Consider the following 16110-nt stretch of genomic DNA (forward strand, 5'->3'; position numbering starts at 1 on the left):
TTATGGCTAAAGATAAAAATACATCGAAAAAAGATCAAAATGCTAAAACCTCTCTACCACCATCTGGATTTAAGATTATTGTACGTGAGGTTTGGCGTGATAAGGTAGCCTTTGTTTCATTCTGTATTATTGTAGCTATCTTATTATTCACTTTTGTTGGTTCTTTATTCTTAAACAAGAGTCAAGTAACAGAGATTAATATTGCAGAAGCATACTATGCTTGGGGTGAATCGGGTCACGTCTTTGGTACAGACGATGGTGGCCGCGATATCTTGAAGTTACTAATGATGGGTGGACGTAACTCTATTTTGATTGGTCTATCTGTTACTGTTCTTTGTGAAGGTGTCGGACTTTTAGTTGGTTTGTTCTCAGGTTACTTTGGTGGGGTAACTGACGCAGTTATCATGCGTATAGTTGATTTCATCCAAATTTTACCTCAATTCCCAATCATTATTGTTTTAACTACTGTTATTCCTAACTACAATGCGTGGACTTTGGTATTATTGATTTCTATGTTTGGGTGGACTTCAACTGCAAGATACTTCCGGGCGTTTGTTTTGTCACAGAGAGAACGAGAATATGTTTTGGCTTCCAAGACTTCCGGTTCTTCTAACTTAACAATTATGTTCCGTGAAGTTTTGCCTAACATTACTTCAGCTTTGGTAATTGATGTCGTATTGATGATTGCCGGAAACATTGGTATTGAAACTACTTTATCCTTCTTGGGATATGGATTACCAACCACTACACCATCCCTTGGTACTTTAATTGGATTTGCTAATGACCCAGTTAACGTTACTACACGTCCATGGTTATGGATGCCAGCAACTATTTTGTTGTTGATTATTTCCTTGAGTATTAACTATGTTGGTCGTGCTCTTCAAAGAGCTGGGGATGCTCGTCAACGTGAAAATTAAATTTAATTATTTAAACATTAAAAAGCAACTCATAATTGAGTTGCTTTTTTGCATGTCTTTATATAAAAGTTAAAGAATGTAGGAAATATTTATATTATAAATGGGCATAAAATAAGTTTTTTATGGTAAACATAATAGTGAACAAACGTTAATACATCAGTATTTTATAGCAATTTAGTCGAATTAAAATTAAAAAATATTAAAAATAATTGAGTAAAAACATTGTATTATGAGTTTAGTGATGATAATATTAAATCATCAACTTGTCCCAAATAGATGGAGGAATATAACTATGAAGAAAGCCAAACTATTTGGAAGTTTAACTTTACTTTCTGGTGTTGCTTTAACATTAGCAGCATGTGGTAACAATTCAAATTCAAAAGTAGATAACCCAACTAAGAACTTTAAATCAGCTACTCCAAAGAAAGCTGTTAAAAAGGGTGGTACAGTAAGTGTTGCCCTTGAATCTGATACACCATTTACTGGTATCTTTTTAAATGAACTTTCCGATACTCAGAATGACTCTGATGCTATGGCACCTGCTAATGAAGGGTTATTTGATACTGATGATACTTATCAAATTAATGACAAAGGACCAGCTACATTAAAATTAGATAATGATAACAAAACTGCTACTATTAAAATTAAGAATGGTGTTAAGTGGTCAGATGGTAAGCAAGTAACTGCTAAGGATGTTGAATATTCTTACGAAATTATTGCTAACAAGGCAACTAAGTCATCACGTTATACTGACTCACTTCAAAATATTATTGGTATGAGTGAATACCACGATGGTAAATCTAACACTATTTCTGGTATTGAAATGCCGGATGGTGAAAATGGAAGAACCGTTGTTATTCACTTCAAAGAAATGAAGCCAGGTATGAAGTTCAGTGGTAACGGCTACTTCTGGGAATATGCTGCCCCATATCACTACTTGAAGGATGTTCCATTTGATAAACTACAATCATCTGATCAAGTAAGAAAGAAGCCACTATTCTTTGGTCCATATAAGATGAGTAAGGTTGTACGTGGTCAAGCAGTAACATTTGTTCCTAACAAGTACTACTGGAGAGGTACACCAAAATTAGATAAAGTAACAATTCAAGTTTTGAACCCAAACTCAGCTTCTCAAGCCATTAAGAGTCATAAGTATGATATTGCCGGTGTAATCAATACTCAATGGAAGAACGTTGCCAATACTGATAATGTTAACTGGATCGCTAAGATTCCTTTGTCTTATCGTTACCTAGGTTTTAAGGTAGGTAAGTGGGATGCAGCTAAAGGCGAAAACGTAATGGATAAGAATGCAAAAATGAATAATAAAGCATTACGTCAAGCTATTGCTTATGGTATGAATATCTCCGCTGTAAACAAACGTTATACCAACGGTTTGACTTTCCATATTCCAACTTTAATTCCAGCACAATTTGGTAAGTACTTCGATAAAAATGTTAAGGGCTACGATTACAATATCAAGAAGGGGAATGAAATTCTTGATAAAGCTGGATATAAGAAGAAGGGTAAGTACCGTGTTCAACCAAATGGTAAGCCTTTAACTATCCATTTTGCAGCTATGAGTGGTGACTCTACTCAAGAACCAATTATTCAAAACTATATCCAACAATGGAAGAAATTAGGCTTGAATGTTAAGTTAACTGGTGGTCGTTTGATGGAAATGAACTCCTTCTATGACAAGGTCCAAAATGATTCTAAAGACGTAGATATGTTCATGGGTGCATGGTCATTATCTTCAGAACCATCACCAAATGACTTGTACAGCGCAAAAGCACCATACAACTTTAGTCGTTTTGTAACTGCTAAGAACACTAAGTTACTTCAAGAAATGGATTCACAAAAGGCATTTAATACTAATTACCGTGTTAAGAAATTCCATGAATGGCAAAAATATATGGATGATGAAGCCTACGTTGTTCCAGTATCTAACAGTTATAGTATTGATGCAGTTAACAGCAAGATTACAGGTTACTCATCTAAACCATCAGCAGCAAACAGCTTATGGTATAATGTAGGAATTGCAAAATAATATTAGATAAATTTCTTCATAAAGATCGTCTTAAGTGACGGTCTTTTTTTTTATTTAAGTTGTTTTAATCGTTTTCAGTGCTAAAATTAAATATATCAACTTGTCCAATGTTATTGGAGGAAAAATTAATGAAGAAAGACAAATTAATTGGTACATTAACTTTGCTTTCAGGTGTAGCTCTAACTTTAGCAGCCTGTGGTAATAGTAATAGCAATAATACTAGTCATCCTAATTTCAAGGAGTCAACTCCTAAGAAGACAATTAAGGATGGTGGAAATGTCAGCGTTGCTGTAGTTACTGATACACCGTTTACTGGTATTTTTAATGATGAATTGTCTACTAACAATACAGACTCAGAAGTAATGCAATATGGTGATGAATCATTATTTGCTACAAATAATACCTATAAATACGTTAAGGGTGGAGCAGCAGACATTAAAATTAATAAAGATGCCAAAACTGCAACCATTACTATTAATCCTAAAGTTAAGTGGTCTGATGGCCAACCTTTAGTTGCAAAAGATTATGAATACGCCTATGAAATTATTGCAAATAAGGCAACACATTCTCAGCGTTATACTTCAAGTTTAGCTAATCTTGTAGGATTAGAAGAATACCATGATGGAAAGTCCAATACTATTTCAGGTATTGAAATGCCAGACGGCGAAAATGGTCGTACAGTAGTGCTCCACTTTAAAGAAATGAAGCCGGGTATGACACAAAGTGGTAATGGATATATTTGGGAAGCAGCAGCTCCATATCATTACTTAAAAGATGTTCCATTTGATAAACTTATTTCAAGCAATAAGATCCGTAAGAATCCATTATTCTATGGTCCATATAAAGTAAGTAAAGTGGTTCGTGGACAATCAGTTTCATGGGTTCCAAATGAACATTACTATAAGGGTAAACCACACTTAAAGAAGATAACTGCTTCCGTAATTACTCCAGCTTCAGTTGCTCAATCAATTAAGAGTAATAAATTTGATGTAACGCAAGTAAGTAATTCTCAATGGCCAAATATTAAGGGTGCTAAAGGAGTAAACTTCATCGCTAATATTCCACTTGCATATAGTTACTTAGGCTTTAAGGTTGGTAAATGGGATGCAGCCAAAGGCGAAAATGTGATGAATAAGGACGCAAAGATGAATAATCGTTCTCTTCGTCAAGCTATTGCCTACGGTATGAATGTTGACCAAGTTTATAAGAGATACTCATCAGGTCTTTCATTTAGAATTCCAACTTTAATTCCAAAGCAATTCGGTGATTACTTCGATAAGAATGTAAAGGGTTACACTTATAACATTAAAAAGGGTAATGAACTATTAGATAAAGCTGGTTACAAGAAGAAGGGGACTTACCGTGTTCAACCAAATGGTAAGCCTTTAACAATTCGTTTAGCTGCCATGAGTGGTAGTAAAGTTCAAGAACCAATCATTCAAAATTACATTCAACAATGGAAGAAAATGGGCTTGAACGTTAAGTTAACTGGTGGCCGTTTAATGGAAATGAATTCATTCTACGACAAGGTTCAAAATGATTCTAAAGATGTAGATATGTTCATTGGTGCATGGTCACTCTCTTCTGAGCCATCACCTCAAGACTTATACGGCGCAAAGGCACCATTTAACTACAGTAGATTTGTCACTAAAGAAAACACTGACTTGTTGAACGATATTGATTCTCAAAAAGCCTTTAATAATAGCTACAGAGTTAAGAAATTCCATCAATGGCAAGCATACATGGATAAGGAAGCTTATGTTGTGCCAGTTGCTAATAGCTACAGCATTTACGCAATTAACAATAAGTTAACTGGATACTCATTAGAACCATCTAAGAGTATGGGTGGTGGATTCCCTAACTGGTACTACGTTGGCTATGCAAAATAAATAAAAATTATTTAAAAGTGCGACTTATATTAGGTCACACTTTTTCTTTATCTTTTTTTAATAGGTTAAAATAGGTATAATTAAAGGGTTAAAGAAAGGAAGCAACTATGATTTCAGTAGCTTTTAAACAAAATTTAAAGAAAAAATACGGAATAAAATTTAATAACGAAAAATTGCTTGAAGATGCCTTCACACATTCTTCTTATGCTAATGAGCATCCCGGGAGAAAGGACTATGAGAAATTAGAGTTTCTTGGCGATGCTGTTCTTGAATTGGCGGTATCTGATTATCTGTATCGTCATTTTCCTAGATTAAATGAAGGGGAATTAACAAGAATGCGATCTAACATTGTTAGAACAGAAGGATTTTCTGAATTTGCAATTGAATGTGGATTCCCAGAAGAAATTAATTTGGGTAAAGGAGAAGAAAAAGCTGGCGCTAGAAAACGTAAGACACTTCTTGAAGATGTGTTTGAAGCTTTTAATGGTGCACTTTTCTTAGATCAAGGAATGCCAGCTGTACAGCACTTTTTACATTTAACAGTGTATCCATTAATTGCTGAAGGAGATTTTAATGCCTCACGTGATTATAAAACTGAACTTCAGGAACGTTTGCAGGTAAATGGACCAGTTAAGATTGAATATCAAGTAATATCTGAAGATGAATCAAAGCCATCTTTTAAAGTTCAGCTACTTGTAAATGGTGAAAAAGTTTCAGAGGGACAAGGACGTAATAAAAAAGCCGCTGAGCAGCAAGCAGCTCAAGCTGCATTAGATAAAAATAAATAAGAAAAGGTGAGTCTGTGCCACTACAACAATTAGTTTTAAATGGTTTTAAGTCTTTCGCTGATAAGACGACAATTAGATTTAATAATGGTATTACCGGCATCGTTGGTCCAAATGGTAGTGGAAAAAGTAACATTACTGAAGCAATTCGGTGGGTAATGGGTGAAGGATCTGCCAAGTCTTTACGTGGTGAAAATATGAAAGATGTTATTTTCGCTGGTAGTCAAATGAGAGCTCCAATGAATCATGCTGAGGTTGAGTTGGTTTTTGATAATCGTGATCACCAACTTGCTTCTGATAATGATGAAGTGGTTGTAACTAGAAAAATTTTGCGTAACGGCGAAAGTGATTATCTTTTAAATCATCATCCAGTAAGATTGAAAGATGTTAGGACACTGTTTATTGAATCAGGGATGTCATCTGATAGCTTGGGAATAATTTCTCAGGGGAAGGTCGATGAAATTCTTAATTCTAAGCCACAACAGCGTCGAGGAATTTTTGAAGAGGCTGCCGGCGTCCTTCATTTTAAGCAGCAAAAAGAAATTGCACTTAAGCAGTTAGACAAAACTAATGCCAATCTAATTAGAATTAATGATTTGGTTAAAGAATTGGAAGGTAGAATCGAGCCTTTACATGAACAGAGTTCTTTAGCAAAAGAATATAAATTTCAGAAAGAACAGCTTGACCATAAATTAAAACAACTTTTGGGCTTGGAGATTGAAAGTTTAAATGAAGAGAAGAAGGCGGTCGCTAAGAAGGCGGCAGCAAATCAAGGGATTTTAAATAAGCTTGATGACGAAGTTAAGCAATCCCAAGCTGATTTAGAAGAGAAACGTAAGCAATCAAATGAGCGCCATGCTGAAAAAGATGAAAAGCAGCAAGAATTATTATCTTTAACACAAAAAATTGCCGCTCTGACTACTGATCTTCAAATGCATCAACAATCTCGAGAATATGATGTCGCTACTCAAAAGGAATATAATGCACAATCTGAAGAGCTAAAAGAGCGAAGAAAACGTTTGTTAGATCAGCTTGCAGCTAATGAAAAAGATCTAAACAGTCAAAATCAAGTCCTTGCTGATTTCGTAGAAAAGCAAAAGAATTTGAAACAGGAACTTAAGCAAGGTCCTGAACAATTGAATAATCAATTAGAACAAGTTCGATCTGATTATATTCAAACTTTGCAGGATCAAACGAGTAATAATAACGAGATTGTTTATTTGAAAAATGAATTAACTCGCAGTAAAAAATCAAATGATAATCGCCAGCAAGAAGTTGAAGAACAATTAGATGAAGCTCAAAAAGTTCTTACTCAGTTAAAAAAACAAGGGCAAGACCTTGTTTTAAAGAGAAAACAACTAAATGAAACTATTGCGACTCTTGATAGAAAAATTGCTGAGGAGAGTAAGCTTAAGGATCAAAGTGAACAAGCTTACTTAAAGGTTAAAAATGATTTACAACAACTTTCTGCACAAGTAAAAGGCCTAAAGAAAATTAGAAATAGACATGAAGGATACTATTATGGGGTTAAATATGTTTTAAACCATCAAAGTGATTTTCATGGAATTGTAGGGGTTATTGGGGAGTTAATTTCTTTTCCAGCTGAATTAGAAGCCGCTTTGTCAACAGCTTTAGGTGGTGGCGTTCAAGACTTAGTTACTATTGACCAAAGTAGTGCTAGGGATGCCATTAATTTGTTGAAGCAAACTCGTACAGGTAGGGCTACCTTTTTACCTCTAGATGGATTACGTCATAATGAGATTGCTGCCTCCACTTTAAACTCCTTACAAAGTATTGAAGGATTTAAAGGTGTAGCGGCAGACTTAGTAACCTCAAAAACTGCGACTGATATTTCTAATGCTATTTCTTACCTTTTAGGGAATGTTTTAGTGGTAGATAATATTGATACGGCTTTACGTGTTCAACGCAGAATTGGAAGATATTATCGAATTGTGACACTAGATGGAGATATTATTAGTCCTGGAGGAAGTATGACTGGTGGGACTAGAAATACAAGAAATAATTCTCCTCTGGCAACAAATGCTGAGATTGATAAATTAACATTACAAATTAAGACGGGGAAGGTAGAATTTACTAAACTACAAACAGCCCTAAACGAACTAGATAAAAAATTAACCGAGTTACAAACTGAGCTAGAAGCTAAAAATACTGATTTAACTGCCCTAAATCAAAAAATCAGTGAGCAAGCTATTAAGTATGAAAATGAAGAAAAAGAGGTTCAAAGGCTGACTCAGTTAAATGATTTACAGCAAAAGGCCCAACTTGAGAAGAAGCAAGAAGAAGCAGAACTTACTAGTCGTCTTGAAAAAGAGCAGGCTAAAAAGAAAGAACTTGAAGAAGTTGCTCAAACACAACGAGCAAAAATGGATCAATTAAAGACTGACTTGACCGATTTTGATGAAGCTTATCAAAAATTACAGGCAGAATTAAGTAACTTAAATTCCGACTTGGCCGTAGTAAAGAATAAATTGGAAAATATTACTACTAAGAAATCTGAATTGGAAGAACAGCTTGAAAATACCAATTCCAGACTTAAGGATATTGAGGAAAAAATTAAAGCTTTGTCATTGTCTCAAAATGGACAAAGTGAGTCAGAAATTGAAGAGCAAGTTGCTAAGCTAAGTAAGCAGAAAAAACAAATGCAAGAGGCTTTAGCTGAAATAAATAAAGATTTAGGTAAATTTGATGCTCAAATAAATAATCTTGATCAAGTTGCTACAAGAAATTATAATTTGCGTAAAAATACTGCTGCGGAGCAAGAAGAGTATTCTGCAAGGCTAGGAGAACTTAAGTCCCAAATTAATCAAAAACTTGGTATTTTAAGTGAAGAATATTCCTTAACTTTTGAAGCAGCTTTGCAATTATCTGAGGGACAAAATACAACAGATTTGCGTAAGAAATTGGAACGTGAAGTTCATCTACATAAAATGTCTTTAGCAGATATTGGTGAGGTTAACTTGAACTCTATTGAAGAGTATGAAGATGTTAAAACGCGTTATGATTTCTTAAATGGACAACAGAATGACTTGCTAAAGGCTAGAAAAGATATTGAAGAATCAATGTCTAAACTAGATGATGAGGTAAAGAGTAGGTTTAGTGCAACCTTCCACCAGATAGAAAGAAGCTTTGCAAAGATTTTTCCAATTATGTTTGATGGTGGTCATGCTAGATTAGAGTTAACTGATCCAAAGAACTTACTTGAAACTGGAATTGAAATTATTGCGCAGCCACCTGGTAAGAAGTTCCAGAAGTTAACGCTTCTTTCTGGTGGGGAAAGGGCATTAACTGCAATTACTTTATTGTTTGCAATGCTTCAAGTTAACCCAGTACCATTATGTATTCTAGACGAGGTAGAAGCAGCTTTAGATGAAACAAACGTTGATCGTTTTGCTCAGTTTTTGAATCATTATGATATGAAAACTCAATTTATTGTTATTACACACCGTCGTGGAACTATGCAGAAAGCAGATAATTTGTATGGAATCGTAATGCAAGAATCAGGTATTTCAAAAGTGTTATCTGTATCGTTAAATGAAATTAAGAAAGAAGTGAATTAGTAGTGGGATTATTTGATAAAATCAAGAAATCGCTCTTTGGTCATAAAGATGAAGAACAAGAAGAAAGTAAAAAAGAACTAACTGAAAATCCAAATGAAGAACTTCAAGAGCCTGCACAAACCAATGAAGCTGAAGATATTCAAAAAAATGAAGAGGTTGTAGAACCTAAGTCAGAATCTTCTGAAGATGAAACTGAAGAAGAAACTGAAGAAGTTAAGGAGACTCCAGGCTGGAGTGATGCCGGAACTGCTTTTGAAGAAAAACAGGATGAAGTTCAAGAAGCTGAAGATCTTCAAGAAGATCAAGAATCATCTAATTTAGAAAAAGAAGAAGAAAAGCCCGAAGAAACTGAATCTTCTGAAGAGAGCGCTGAAGAAGTAACTACAGAAGATGAACAGGAAAGATATGACAAAGGGTTAGAAAAAACCAATCATTCTTTTGGGGCACGCCTAAATGCATTTTTTGCTAAATTTAGAACAGTTGATGAAAACTTTTTTGATGATCTTGAAGATTTATTAATTGAATCTGACGTCGGTTTTGAAACTGCTGAAGAATTAACTGATTCTTTAAGGGATGAAGCCAAACTCCAAAATGCAAAAAGCCACGATGCCTTAAAGCAAGTAATAGTTGAAAAATTAGTCGATATTTATGATAAAGGCGGGGAAGGTGAAGATTCTAAATTAGCCGATGATCCTTCTGCAAAGCCTAATGTTTATCTTTTTGTTGGTGTTAATGGAGCTGGAAAAACAACAACAATTGGTAAATTAGCTAAGCGAATTAAAGACTCGGGCAAGTCTGTCATGATGGTAGCTGCCGATACTTTTAGAGCCGGTGCTGTAGAGCAATTGGTAGAATGGGGTCGACGTGATGGCGTTGAAGTAATCACTGGTCCTGAAAAAGCTGATCCGGCTTCTGTAGTTTATAATGGTGTTAAAAAAGCTAAAGAGAGAGGAATCGATTTCTTATTAGTTGATACAGCAGGTCGTCTTCAAAATAAGGTCAATTTAATGAGCGAGCTTGATAAAATTAAGCGAACAATAAAGAAAATCTTGCCAGATCAACCAAATGAGGTTCTTTTAGTCCTTGATGGCTCAACAGGTCAAAATGCATTACTACAAGCAAAAGACTTTGATAAAACTACTAAACTTACAGGTTTAGTTTTAACTAAGCTTGATGGCTCATCTAAAGGTGGAGTAGTATTAGCAATTAGAAATGAAATGGATTTGCCAGTTAAATTAGTTGGGCTGGGAGAAAAAGTTGATGATTTAGCAAACTTTGATGCAGAAAAATTTGCAATCGGGCTCTTCCAAGGATTAATCTAATAATAGGCAAAGTTACAAGTAATATATAAGGAGTAAATAATGAAGCATTTAAGTGCATGTACGACTATTTTAGTTGGAAAAAAAGCATCAATTGATGGATCAGTAATGATTTCACGTAATGACGATACTGCAGGTGCAATTACGCCACAAAAGTTTATTATTGAGCCAGCTGTTCATGGTGAAAAGGGACGTAAAATTAAATCTTGGCTTAATAAGTTTGAAATGGAGCTTCCTGAAGATGCTCAAAGAGTTCCAGCAGTTCCAAATGTTGACTATAAAAAGTTAGGTTATTATGACGAAAGCGGTATCAACCAAAAGAATGTTGCTATGTCATGTACTGAATCAACTTATGGTAACGAAAGAACGTTAGCATTTGATCCATTAGTTAAAGATGGTTTAGATGAAGATTGTATGCAGACTGTAGTTTTGCCATATATTGATTCCGCAAGAGATGGTGTAAAACGTCTTGGTTCCTTAATTAAAAAGTATGGTTCACCTGCTGGAAACTCAGTTTTGTTTGGTGACAAAGATGAAGTATGGTATATGGAAATTGTCACGGGACACCACTGGGTTGCTCAACGTATTCCCGATGATTGTTATGCAGCAACTGGTAACCGTGTTGCTATTCAACAAGTTAACTTTGATGATCCAGATAACTTTATGTGGAGTGAAGGAATTCAAGAATTCGTTGAAGAACACCACTTGAATCCTGACCATGAAGGTTGGAATTTCCGCCACATTTTTGGAACTTATACTGAACAAGATCGTCACTACAACACTAGTCGTCAATGGTATATCCAAAAACTTTTCAACCCAGAAATTGAACAGGATCCTGAAGACCCAGATATTCCTTTCATTAGAAAAGCTTCTAAGAAATTGGCTAAGGAAGATATTGAATTTGCACTTGGTTCTCATTATCAAGATACTCCATTTGATCCGTTTGGTCATGGAACTGAGGAAGAGAAGCATCGTTATCGTCCAATTGGTTTAAATAGAACTCAAAACTCACATATTTTGCAAATTAGAAGTGATGTTCCTGAAGAAATGGCTGGTATTATGTGGTTATGTATTGGTGGACCAACATTTACCCCATATATCCCATTCTTTGCTAATATGAACGAAACTGATCCATCATTTAACAATACGTCAATGACCTATAATAAAGATGATGCATGGTGGTACTACAAATCTTTGGCTGCTTTAGTTGAAAGCCATTATCCTCAATTTGTTCAACTTGATACTAAATATCTTGAAGAGTTGAATAGATACTACCGCGGTAGAGTTGAAGAAATTATTGAAAATGCTAAAGATTTAAACGGTGAGGAATTAACCGACTACTTGACTCGTGAAAACCAAAAGACTGTTGCTCATACTAAGAAAGATAGTGAAGAATTAATGGGTCAAATGTTTACTGATGCAATTAAGATGTCTAAGTTAACATTTAAAATGGATCCAAATCTTTAATTAAAAGATTCGTATACAAGAAGGTTAGGAAAAGTTGCCTAACCTTCTTTTTTGAAAATTAATTAAACTAAAAGTGTCTTAAAACTACATAGCTATTATTTTAGAAATACATTTTTTTTGCTATACTGTTTCAAGGTGAGACAAATGGATGAACTTGAAAAAAATGAAAGATTAGGCGACTTATTTGCCTACTACGGTCCATTATTAACAAAAGGACAACAAGAGTATTTTGAGGATTATTATTACAATGATCTTTCTTTAGGAGAAATTGCGGATAATCACCATGTCTCTCGACAAGCTGTTTATGATAATTTGAAACGAAGCAGCCGTGCTTTAGAAAAATATGAAGATAAACTTCATATGAAACGTGATTATACTCAAATAGAAGAAAAAATTACTGAGGCAGTATATGCCCTTGAACATGGCAAAATTAATCGAGCTCAGATTGAACTTTTGAAATTATTAAGACAAATGGGAGTAGAATAGTATGGCTTTTGAAAATTTAAGTGAAAGACTTCAAAAAGCATTAAAAAATTTAACTGGTAAAGGTAAGATCTCAGAAGCGGATATTAATGACGCTAGTCGTGAAATTCGATTGGCTTTATTAGAAGCGGACGTTAACTTTAAGGTTGTAAAAGACTTTATTAAAAAAATAAAAAAGGAAGCTTTAGGTAAAGAAGTCCAAGATAGCTTAAATCCAGGACAACAAATCATCAAAATTGTTGATGACGAGTTAACGAAAATGATGGGAGAAGAGGCTGTTTCTCTTAATAAATCTCCACATATTCCAACAATCATTATGATGGTCGGTTTACAGGGTACTGGTAAAACTACTACTGTTGGTAAACTTGCAAATTACTTAATGAAGAACGAAAAAGCTCGTCCATTGTTAATTGCAGGTGATATTTACCGTCCAGCTGCTATTGAGCAGTTAAAGCAAATTGGTCAACAATTAGACGTACCGGTTTATAGTGAAGATAACCAAGATGTAGCAGAAATTGTAAAGCATGGTCTTGAAGAAGCTGATAAAAATAAAAATGACTATGTCTTGATTGATACGGCTGGGCGTCTTGAAATTGATGAGCAATTGATGGATGAATTGAAGCGTGTAACTGAAGTTGCTCATCCTGATAATACTTTATTAGTTGTTGATGCAATGACAGGTCAAGCAGCTACACAAGTAGCAGAAGGATTTAATAATGACTTAGATCTGACTGGAATTGTTTTGACTAAGCTTGATGGGGATACTCGTGGTGGTGCCGCACTTTCTATTCGTGCTGTCACTGGTCTTCCAATTATCTTTACCGGTCAAGGTGAAAAATTAACGGATCTTTCTACTTTCCATCCTGATCGAATGGCTTCACGTATCCTAGGTATGGGTGATATGTTGACCTTAATTGAGAAGGCTCAGCAAGATTACGATGCTAAAGAAGCCGAAAAGATGGCTGAAAAGATGCGGGAAAATACTTTTGATTTTAATGATTTTATTGATCAAATGGAGCAAGTTCAAAAAATGGGTCCTCTAGATCAAATCATTAAAATGATCCCTGGATTGGGTAATAATCCTGCTCTTAAAAATATTCAGATTCCGGAAAAACAAATCGATCACATTAAGGCTATTGTTTATTCAATGACCCCAGAAGAGCGTGAAAATCCTGATATTCTTAATCCGTCAAGAAGACGTAGAATTGCTGCTGGTTCCGGTAGATCGATCGCTGAAGTTAACCGAATGATTAAACAATTTAAGCAATCAAAAGAAATGATGCAAAAGATGACCAAAGGTGATATGGGTGAATTGGCTAACTTACCAGGAATGAATTCACCAATGGGCAAGATGGCGATGAGATCAATGAATAAGCGCTTTAAGAAAAATAAGAAGAAACGGATGAAGAATATTAAGCGTTATCGTTCAAAATAATTTTCAACTGTTAAGGAAAACCCCTTTACACATATTTTTCTATATGCTATATTATTTAAGTCAAGAAATTTAGGAGGAATTAATTAATGTCTGTTAAGATTCGTATGCGCCGTATGGGCTCAAAGAGAAAACCTTTTTACCGTATTGTAGTTGCTGATTCACGTATGCCACGTGATGGCCGTTTCATCGAAGAAGTTGGTTACTACAACCCACTTACTAACCCTGATGAAGTTAAGCTTGAAGAAGACAAGATTTTTGAATGGCTTGAAAAAGGTGCTCAACCATCAGATACTGTAAGAAGCTTACTTTCAAAAGCTGGTTTGATGACTAGATACCACGACGCAAAGTACGGTAAGTAATTTACTATTGCAATTAGAAGTTTGGGAAAGCTCTTCCCAAACTTTTTTATTTAGAAAGAATAAGTTCTATGACTGAATATTTTGAAGTTGGAAAGATATTGTCTCCTCATGGATTAAAGGGAGAAGTTAAGGTAAATGCAACAACTGATTTTCCAGAGGAAAGATTAGCTACAGGAAGTAGATTGTTTATTAAGAATAATAAACAGTATGAAGAATTAATTGTAGAAAATACTCGACGCCATAAACAATTTTATTTAGTTAAATTTGAAAAGATTGATGATATTGAGCAAGCTGAAAAAATTTGCAGTAAAGAATTATATGTAGCAGAAACAGATCAACAAGAATTACCTGAAGGTAGCTACTACTTTAAAGACATCTTAAATTGCCCGGTCTATGATGCTGGGACTGGAGAAAAGCTAGGAGTATTAGAAAACATTGAAACTCCTGGTGCTAATGATATTTGGGAGATAAAGCCAGAAAAAGGAAAGAGTTTTTGGATTCCAAATATTGAATCAGTAGTTAAAAAAGTTGATCTAGCCAATAAAAGAATAGAAGTAACTTTGCTTGAAGGATTACGAGATGAAAATTAATGTTTTAACCCTTTTTCCAGATATGTTTACTCCTTTGCAGGTATCAATGTTGGGGAGAGGTCTAGAAGACAAAAAATGGGAATTAAACTTAGTTAATTTCCGTGACTTTACTAGCGACGTACATCATCATGTCGATGATACTCCTTATGGGGGTGGAGCTGGGATGGTACTTCAAATTATGCCAATAAAAAAAGCTCTAGATTCTTTAACTAATAAAGGAAAAGTAATTATTACTGCTCCACAGGGAAAAACTTTCAATGAAAAAATGGCCCAAGATTGGTCAAAAGAAGAAAATTTAACTTTTATTTGTGGCCACTATGAAGGTTTTGATCAGAGAATCTATGATTTGGCTGATGAAACAGTATCAATTGGCGATTACGTCCTTACTGGTGGAGAATTACCAACAATGAGTATGATTGATGCTACTGTTCGTCTCTTACCGGGAATTTTAGGAAATTCTGCTTCTCCAGTAGAAGAAAGTTTTTCACACGGTCTTTTAGAATATCCGCAATATACGCGTCCTGCTGATTTTGAAGGTCGGAAAGTCCCTGAAGTATTAACATCGGGCAATCACCAAAAAATTGCTGAATGGCGCCATAAGGAAGCCTTACGAGCAACATATCTCTACCGTCCCGATATGTTAGCTGACCGTGAGTTAACAGATGAAGAAAAGAGAATGCTTGAAGAAATTAAAAGTGAAAAAGAGAATTAGTATTTACAAGCATTTTTCTATTTGGTAAACTAGTCGTTGTGGCATAAGCCACTGATTTATGGGTATTCCGCTGGCACAAGGTGTTGATGAATGCCGTAGAAGGAGAGAAAATAATGGATCCATTAATTCAAGAATTAACTAAAGAACAATTACGCGATGATATGCCTGACTTCCGTGCAGGTGACACTGTTCGTGTTCACGTACGTGTTGTAGAAGGTACTCACGAACGTATTCAGATGTTCGAAGGTGTTGTAATTAAGCGTAAGGGTGCTGGTATCAGCGCAACTTACACTGTACGCAAGATGTCATCAGGTATTGGTGTTGAACGTACTTTCCCAGTAAATGACCCACGTGTTGCTAAGGTTGAAGTTCTTCGTCACGGTCGTGTACGTCGTGCTAAGCTTTACTACTTACGTGAACGTCACGGTAAAGCAGCTAGAATTGCTGAAAAGCGTCGCGGTTAATTCAATTAATCAAGACAGTATTAAAAGCCATCTCGAAAGAGATGGCTTTTTTTTATCTACAAAAA

The 16110-nt window shown here is 35.1% G+C and carries 13 protein-coding genes; all 13 read left to right on the forward strand.

Annotated elements, in window-relative coordinates; genetic code table 11:
• Nucleotides 1-2: 2 nt before the first annotated feature.
• Nucleotides 3-917: an ABC transporter permease gene (locus H0I41_RS03585; protein WP_061400415.1), complete on the forward strand. Its 915-nt coding sequence runs from the start codon at nucleotides 3-5 to the stop codon at nucleotides 915-917.
• 292 nt (nucleotides 918-1209) lie between these two features.
• Nucleotides 1210-2964: an oligopeptide ABC transporter substrate-binding protein gene (locus H0I41_RS03590; protein ID WP_135014145.1), complete on the forward strand. Its 1755-nt coding sequence runs from the start codon at nucleotides 1210-1212 to the stop codon at nucleotides 2962-2964.
• Between the two features lie 128 nt (nucleotides 2965-3092).
• On the forward strand, nucleotides 3093-4853 hold the full coding sequence (locus tag H0I41_RS03595) for an oligopeptide ABC transporter substrate-binding protein (RefSeq protein WP_135014146.1): 1761 nt from the start codon (nucleotides 3093-3095) through the stop codon (nucleotides 4851-4853).
• A gap of 107 nt (nucleotides 4854-4960) precedes the next feature.
• Nucleotides 4961-5641, forward strand: a complete 681-nt coding sequence (gene rnc, locus H0I41_RS03600; RefSeq protein ID WP_135014147.1) for a ribonuclease III — start codon at nucleotides 4961-4963, stop codon at nucleotides 5639-5641.
• 14 nt (nucleotides 5642-5655) lie between these two features.
• On the forward strand, nucleotides 5656-9216 hold the full coding sequence (gene smc / locus H0I41_RS03605; protein ID WP_182094589.1) for a chromosome segregation protein SMC: 3561 nt from the start codon (nucleotides 5656-5658) through the stop codon (nucleotides 9214-9216).
• 2 nt (nucleotides 9217-9218) lie between these two features.
• Nucleotides 9219-10538 carry a signal recognition particle-docking protein FtsY gene (ftsY, locus tag H0I41_RS03610; RefSeq protein ID WP_135014149.1) on the forward strand — a complete coding sequence of 440 codons (1320 nt, stop codon included), beginning with the start codon at nucleotides 9219-9221 and terminating at the stop codon, nucleotides 10536-10538.
• A 39-nt stretch (nucleotides 10539-10577) separates the two neighbouring features.
• Nucleotides 10578-12002, forward strand: coding sequence for a C69 family dipeptidase (locus tag H0I41_RS03615; RefSeq protein WP_011162250.1), 1425 nt, complete (start codon nucleotides 10578-10580; stop codon nucleotides 12000-12002).
• 144 nt (nucleotides 12003-12146) lie between these two features.
• On the forward strand, nucleotides 12147-12488 hold the full coding sequence (gene ylxM, locus H0I41_RS03620) for a YlxM family DNA-binding protein (protein WP_004895302.1): 342 nt from the start codon (nucleotides 12147-12149) through the stop codon (nucleotides 12486-12488).
• Nucleotide 12489: 1 nt separating this feature from the next.
• Nucleotides 12490-13920, forward strand: a complete 1431-nt coding sequence (gene ffh, locus H0I41_RS03625; RefSeq protein ID WP_011162249.1) for a signal recognition particle protein — start codon at nucleotides 12490-12492, stop codon at nucleotides 13918-13920.
• A gap of 86 nt (nucleotides 13921-14006) precedes the next feature.
• Nucleotides 14007-14279 carry a 30S ribosomal protein S16 gene (rpsP, locus tag H0I41_RS03630; RefSeq protein WP_003647505.1) on the forward strand — a complete coding sequence of 91 codons (273 nt, stop codon included), beginning with the start codon at nucleotides 14007-14009 and terminating at the stop codon, nucleotides 14277-14279.
• Between the two features lie 68 nt (nucleotides 14280-14347).
• The gene (rimM, locus tag H0I41_RS03635) at nucleotides 14348-14869 is read left to right on the forward strand and encodes a ribosome maturation factor RimM (RefSeq protein ID WP_135014150.1); all 522 of its coding nucleotides are present in this window, start codon (nucleotides 14348-14350) and stop codon (nucleotides 14867-14869) included.
• Complete coding sequence (gene trmD / locus H0I41_RS03640; RefSeq protein ID WP_135014151.1) at nucleotides 14859-15581, forward strand: tRNA (guanosine(37)-N1)-methyltransferase TrmD; 723 nt, start codon at nucleotides 14859-14861, stop codon at nucleotides 15579-15581. The genes rimM and trmD overlap by 11 nt, the downstream gene beginning before the upstream one ends.
• A gap of 113 nt (nucleotides 15582-15694) precedes the next feature.
• Nucleotides 15695-16045 (forward strand): 50S ribosomal protein L19, encoded by a 351-nt coding sequence (rplS, locus tag H0I41_RS03645; protein WP_003647502.1) that lies wholly within the window; start codon nucleotides 15695-15697, stop codon nucleotides 16043-16045.
• Nucleotides 16046-16110 lie beyond the last annotated feature (65 nt).

It is taken from the genome of Lactobacillus johnsonii (genome assembly GCF_014058685.1).
Classification (GTDB): domain Bacteria; phylum Bacillota; class Bacilli; order Lactobacillales; family Lactobacillaceae; genus Lactobacillus.